Annotated in this window: 4 protein-coding genes; 3 read left to right on the top strand and 1 reads right to left on the bottom strand. The window is 49.2% G+C overall.

All coding sequences use genetic code 11. The annotated features are described in order from the left end of the window. Positions 1–120: 120 nt before the first annotated feature. Positions 121–2,847: an aconitate hydratase AcnA gene (gene acnA / locus B2899_RS14865; RefSeq protein WP_146808196.1), complete on the bottom strand. Its 2,727-nt coding sequence runs from the start codon at positions 2,845–2,847 to the stop codon at positions 121–123. A gap of 227 nt (positions 2,848–3,074) precedes the next feature. Between acnA and B2899_RS14870 the strand changes: the two genes are divergently transcribed. From B2899_RS14870 to B2899_RS14880, 3 genes are all read left to right on the top strand, one after another. Beyond that, positions 3,075–3,824, top strand: a complete 750-nt coding sequence (locus B2899_RS14870; RefSeq protein WP_146808195.1) for an IclR family transcriptional regulator — start codon at positions 3,075–3,077, stop codon at positions 3,822–3,824. 124 nt (positions 3,825–3,948) lie between these two features. Beyond that, positions 3,949–4,260 (top strand): hypothetical protein, encoded by a 312-nt coding sequence (locus tag B2899_RS14875; protein ID WP_286886825.1) that lies wholly within the window; start codon positions 3,949–3,951, stop codon positions 4,258–4,260. A gap of 45 nt (positions 4,261–4,305) precedes the next feature. After that, on the top strand, positions 4,306–5,136 hold the full coding sequence (locus tag B2899_RS14880; protein ID WP_286886828.1) for a DMT family transporter: 831 nt from the start codon (positions 4,306–4,308) through the stop codon (positions 5,134–5,136). The last annotated feature ends 148 nt before the right edge of the window (positions 5,137–5,284 follow it).

Below are 5,284 nucleotides of genomic sequence, written 5' to 3' on the forward strand. Positions count from 1 at the left end.
GAAAAAGGCGAAGGCCTTTTTCTACATTAGATCTTTTTTCCTCCCTCTTCTCCTTCTTTCTTCAGGATTTTCACAGAAAAAGAGGAAGATTCTCCCAGGGGAATCTTCCTCTTTTGATAATTATACGCTTGCTTTTGCTTCTGCAGCGATTTGACGAAGAACCGTCTGCAGGATACCGCCATTGCGGTAGTATTTAATATCAACTGCGCTGTCCAGACGGACGCAAACGTCAAATTCGAACTTCGTGCCATCCTGGCGAGTTGCTTGTACTTTGATCGTTTGACCCGGTTTAATATCGTCGTGCAGGTCAGGAATATCGAAAGTTTCGCTACCGGTGATGCCCAGAGTTTCTGCATTGGCACCATTTTCGAACTGCAGCGGCAGTACGCCCATGCCTACCAGGTTGCTGCGGTGGATACGCTCGAAACTTTCTGCGATAACCGCTTTGACACCCAGCAGGAATGTACCTTTAGCTGCCCAGTCACGGGAACTTCCTGTACCGTATTCTTTACCGGCGATGACAACCAGCGGAGTGCCGGTTTCTTGATATTTCATGGACGCATCGTAGATTGGCATTACCTCACCGGTCGGCAGGTAGGTTGTTACGCCGCCTTCCGTACCAGGAGCCATTTTGTTACGGATACGAATATTTGCGAACGTTCCGCGCATCATAACTTCGTGATTACCACGACGGGAACCGTAAGAGTTAAAGTCTTTACGCTCTACGCCACGCTCAGACAGATAAATTCCCGCAGGGCTGGTCGGTGTGATGCTTCCTGCCGGGGAGATGTGGTCTGTCGTTACAGAGTCACCAAGCACAGCCAGTGCTCTCGCGCCTTTGATGCCCTGGATGCTGCCTGCTTCGGCGCTGAGACCGGAGAAGAACGGCGGATGTGCGATGTATGTGGAGTTTTCATCCCACTCATACAGCTGTCCTTCCGGGAAGTCAATCGCATTCCAGCGCGGATTTGCTGTAAATACATTGCCGTATTCTTCTTCGTACATTTCAGGACGAACAGCATTAAGAACCGCTTGTTTGATTTCTTCATTCGTCGGCCAGATATCTTTCAAGTATACCGGCTTGCCATCTTTGCCTGTACCAAGCGGTTCCGTTGTCAGATCGATACCTACGTTTCCAGCGAGGGCATAAGCTACAACCAGCGGCGGAGAAGCAAGGTAGTTTGCTTTTACCTGCGGATGTACACGTCCTTCGAAGTTACGGTTACCGGACAGCACGGACGCTACTGTCAGGTCGTTTTCTGCGATCGCATTGCTTACTTCATCCGGCAGCGGACCGCTGTTACCGATACAAGTTGCACAGCCGTAACCTGCGATGTAGAAGCCTAATTGCTCAAGCGGTTTTAACAGGTCAGCTCTCTCGAGGTATTGCGTAACAACGCGGGAGCCTGGAGTTAAGCTGGATTTTACGTATTCCGGCTTCACAAGGCCTTTTTCAACGGCTTTCTTCGCCACAAGGCCGGCAGCCAGCATTACGCTCGGGTTGGACGTGTTCGTACAGCTTGTGATAGCCGCGATGACAACCGCGCCTGTACCCAGTTCAGACGTTTTGCCGTTTTTATGCGTAATTGCTACTTTCTTATCAATTTGTTCTTCGCTTAAACCGAAACCGCCTTTGTCGATCGGCGTGCGCAGCGCATCGTTGAAAGCGTCTTTCATTGCAGTCAGCTCGATGCGGTCCTGCGGGCGCTTCGGACCTGCCAGTGTCGGAACGACAGAGCCTAAGTCAAGCTCCAGCGTTTCGGAGAATTCCGGATCCGGAGTGTCATCCGTACGGAAGAGACCTTGCTCCTGGAAGTAGGCTTTAACAAGCGCCACTTGTTCTTCGCTGCGTCCTGTAGAACGGAGGAATGTCAGAGTCTCTTCGTCAACCGGGAAGAAGCCCATTGTCGCACCGTATTCAGGCGCCATGTTTGCGACCGTTGCGCGGTCTTGCAGATTGATGTTGCTGAGGCCCGGTCCGTAGAACTCTACGAACTTGCCGACTACGCCCTTCTTGCGCAGGATGTTTGTAACTGTAAGTGCCAGGTCGGTTGCTGTCGCGCCTTCCGGCAGCGTGCCTGTCAGCTTGAAGCCGACAACTTCAGGCGTTACGAAATACAGCGGTTGGCCAAGCATGCCCGCTTCCGCTTCGATACCGCCAACGCCCCAGCCTACAACGCCAAGACCGTTGATCATTGTAGTATGGGAGTCTGTACCTACGAGAGAATCCGGGAATACTTCAAGCTCGCCGTCAACTTCTTTTGTAGCCGCTACAGACGCCAGGTACTCCAGGTTTACCTGGTGAACGATACCGGTTGCCGGCGGAACAGCGCGGAAGTTATTGAACGCGGACTGTGCCCAGCGCAGGAAACGATAACGTTCGCCGTTGCGTTCGAACTCAAGCTTCATATTGTTTTCCAGTGCATCCGGGTTGCCGAAATCATCTACCATGACGGAGTGGTCGATAACGAGGTCAACCGGAACGAGCGGGTTGATACGCTCAGGGTTGCCGCCCATTTCTTTCATAGCCAGACGCATGGCAGCGAGGTCAACAACTGCCGGTACGCCCGTGAAGTCCTGCAGCACAATACGAGCCGGAGTGAACGGTATTTCTTGATTCGGATCGCGCTCTTCGGTCCAGGTTGCCAATTTTTTTACATGGTCTTCCGTAATCGCTACGCCATCAAACTGACGCACCGCTGCTTCAAGCAGAACTTTAATGGAAAAAGGAAGTTTAGAAATCGGACCGAGTCCTTTGTCTTCCAAAGCTTTAAGGGAATAGTAGGCATACGTCTTGTCACCTACTTGCAAAGATGAACGTACAGAGTAAGCATCTTTATTTGCCAAGTTGATAGCCTCCTTTGTGTTTCAATAACGGTTTCACCAAATGAAACTGTGTTTCTCTTTCCGATAACATTATACTGCTTTTTTCATGTAACGTACATAGATTTTTAAACTTTTTTTTGAAATTAGATGAGAGTTTACGAGTGAAACGACAATAAGGTATAATGTCAAATATTGCAACATGGTTTCGTTGAATGAAACTAATGGAAAGAGGAAGGTGAGTAAGCGGGATGGACGCTTCCGATAATAAGATGACCGTCCGCGCGGTAGATCGCGCCATGGACATTCTGCTGTGCTTTATTGATCAGAAAGAGCTGACTCTTACCGAGATTTCCCATAAAATAGGCCTGAATAAAAGTACCGTATACCGGCTGTTGGGTTCATTGGAGAACAAAGGGTTTCTAACACGCAATCCCGATACGGAGAAATACCAGCTTGGTTTCCGCATCTGGCAGCTATCCGCCAGCCTGCCGCAAGGCGATGATCCGGCGACCATTCTTCTTCCAGAAATGATTCGCTTGCGGGATCAGGTGGGCGAGACGATTAGTTTGTATGTGCGCAATGAAAATGAACGCATTCGCGTACAGGCGGTGGAAAGCAATGAGACGATTCGCAGAGTAGCCCCGATTGGCGCGCATCTTCCGCTGTCGGTAGGCGCTTCAAGCAAGGTGCTGGTTGCTTATGCGCCGCCGGATGTGCAGAAGCAGATTCTATCGGATCCGACCTGGCCTTCTTCTATTGATAAGCAGGTGTATATGAAGCAGTTAGAAGAAATTAAAAAGAACGGCTACGCGACCAGTTCCGAAGAACGGGAGCAGGGAGCGGCTGCAGTAGCCGTACCCCTGTTCAACCGAAGAGGGCAACTGGTGGCCGCACTGTCCGTATCCGGACCTTCCAATCGCCTGACGCTTGCGCAGATGAAAGAAAATCTGCCTTATGTCATGGCGGCGGCCAAGCGAATGGGAAGCATGTTAAAATAAAAAAGGAGAAAGAGAGAAAAGAGGAAATGGAGAATTTGAAGAAAAAGGCGGATGCCTTTTTCTTTCCTTAACTCTCTAAAACTCTCTAACCTCCCTGATTTCTGATATCGAAAGGAGGGTGGATATGGAACAGACGTATGCGTTAGCACTATCGCCGCTGCAGATAGAGGTACTGCTGGATACAGTTCGGGGATTTGTCGATAATAAGAAGCTCCTGCATATACCGACAGTGAATGGAGAAGTGGTGGGCCTGCCATTAACGGAAGAAGCGCTGACATGGATGCTTGATACATGCGGGCAGGAGAACGAAAAGAAGGACATTGTCGTGCAATTAAGGTCTACAGCGGACGGGAAAACGGAAGTTGTCGTTACCTGTGCGCCGAACGGGGAGACATTTACGTACGAAGTGCAGTTAACAGAATTCGATGAGCAGTAAGTAAACAACTAAGAAGAGACTTTATAGTGAAGAAGGTAACTGAGTATGTGGCTGTTTGCGGCTTTAACCACGGCGGTGGGCTTTGGGGTCAATAATACGATCTTCAAGTGGAGCACCTCACGCGGGTTATCCAAGATGAATATCCAATTTTTCTTTTATTTTGTGGCATTCTTGATTATCTTAAGTTCCGGTGTAGCGTCAGGGTCTCTGCATCCGAACATGACATCCCTCCTGCTTGGAAGCATCATCGGTGTATTAAACGCGAATGGAAACATTCAAATGGCGCGTGCATTTGAGAAAGGACCGGCCAGTCTAACGTCTCCGCTGATTGCGGCGAACGCTATTTTTCCGGTGCTGGCAGCCGGCGCTATTTTCCATGAACAAATCCCGTTTTTGCACTGGCTGGGCGTTTTGTGTATGATGGGGTCTGCCGTGGTGATCCAATATACGCCGGGCGCCAAAGGTAGCACGGATTATTTGCCGTGGATCGGACGTGTCATGTTTGCGTTTGTTTCGTTCGGATTGCTTGGTATATTAATGAAGCAGTCTTCCTATCTACATATCAGTTCAATGGACATGCTGGTGGCAATGTATGGCGGCGGTAGTCTGTATCTGGCTGTTTGGTTAGGACGTGAGCGAATTCAGATTCGGGAAGCGAAAATCGGCGCATTGCTGGGCATAGTAAGCGTCGCCAGTTTCAGTTGCTATTTTTATGCGCTTAAAACCGGCATCGCCAGCATTGTCTTTCCGGTCGTTAGTTTAAACTGTCTTGTGGTTATCTTGACCGGCTGTTATTTATTTAAAGAAAGATTAAAACCATATCAGGTGTGCGGAATTTTTACCGCGCTGCTGGGGTTAGTTCTTACAAAAATATGAAAAGTTACATGGATCGCCCTTGCAGGGAAGGGTGATTTTTATTTTTTTGTGAAAATCGTGAAGAAAGAAGATCCAGGGGAGAAAAAGGCGTTCGCCTTTTTCTCCATTGAAATCACCCTCTCGTTCTCTTCTCTCTTTTCCTTCGTAC

Source organism: Aneurinibacillus sp. UBA3580, from assembly GCF_002375825.1.
Taxonomy (GTDB): domain Bacteria; phylum Bacillota; class Bacilli; order Aneurinibacillales; family Aneurinibacillaceae; genus Aneurinibacillus; species Aneurinibacillus danicus.

What these genes read in the sequence shown, in the direction of transcription:
- B2899_RS14870 (WP_146808195.1), top strand. Translation starts at nt 3,075, where the DNA reads ATGGACGCTTCCGATAATAAGATGACCGTCCGCGCGGTAGATCGCGCC.
- B2899_RS14875 (WP_286886825.1), top strand. Translation starts at nt 3,949, where the DNA reads ATGGAACAGACGTATGCGTTAGCACTATCGCCGCTGCAGATAGAGGTA.
- B2899_RS14880 (WP_286886828.1), top strand. Translation starts at nt 4,306, where the DNA reads ATGTGGCTGTTTGCGGCTTTAACCACGGCGGTGGGCTTTGGGGTCAAT.